Below are 747 nucleotides of genomic sequence, written 5' to 3'. Positions count from 1 at the left end.
AAAAATTCATCAAGCTTTTTATATTGATATACTTTATTTCCTCCATACTTTAGACCTTCCCTTAAGTAGCTTAAAATATTTTTCTTTTCCTCTAGTGAAAGACCTTCAAATGCCTTTAAATATTCTTTTTTCCCGATCTTTTCAATTAAACGAACTAAAACATAACCATGGTCATATCCAGCAGGATCAGATTTATTAATCTTTATTTTCTTAGTCACTCGTACCGCTTTGAAGTTAAAAACTATCACAGATTACTTCACTCTCCCAAGAGATAGAACTACAAGTCAGTATTATCGGATTTAGTATTCGATTGAATATAGTCTTCCAAAGTCATCGCTACTCTATAAGGTTTACCATTAATTTTAATTAAATTTTTGTAAAAAGAATAGATTTCTTTTTTATTTGTAAAAGTAACTTCAGCATACCACCTAGGGGCAAACTTTACAACTTCGTGATTCCTTTTTGAAAGAAAATTATCTGTAAACAATGCAATAGACTTTTGATTATCTATTACAATAGTATCACGAACCACATTCTTGTTGATGTTTGTTGGATATATTTTCAACAAAACTATTTCATTTTCTTTTTGCTGCTTACAAGAATTACAAAATATCAACATTACAATTATTAAAACTATTTTATTCATAACTTAAAATCCTGAGCTTCCTTTTATAAAAGATTTATTGACTTTATCTTTTGGATCTTTAACATCCCCTGCTGCCGCTAGTGTCTCACTAGTGTGCCACA

At 29.3% G+C, this 747-nt stretch carries 2 protein-coding genes; both read right to left on the bottom strand.

The window, feature by feature from the left end; translation table 11 throughout:
- On the bottom strand, positions 1–218 hold a 218-nt coding region (locus DZ60_RS23820; RefSeq protein WP_152537511.1), incomplete at its 3' end, for a hypothetical protein.
- A 59-nt stretch (positions 219–277) separates the two neighbouring features.
- Positions 278–646 carry a hypothetical protein gene (locus DZ60_RS0122040; RefSeq protein ID WP_025744153.1) on the bottom strand — a complete coding sequence of 123 codons (369 nt, stop codon included), beginning with the start codon at positions 644–646 and terminating at the stop codon, positions 278–280.
- Positions 647–747: the final 101 nt, after the last annotated feature.

Origin of the sequence: Aquimarina pacifica, assembly GCF_000520955.1 — a bacterium.
Lineage (GTDB): Bacteria > Bacteroidota > Bacteroidia > Flavobacteriales > Flavobacteriaceae > Aquimarina > Aquimarina pacifica.
This window is presented reverse-complemented; position numbering and strand designations above follow the sequence as displayed.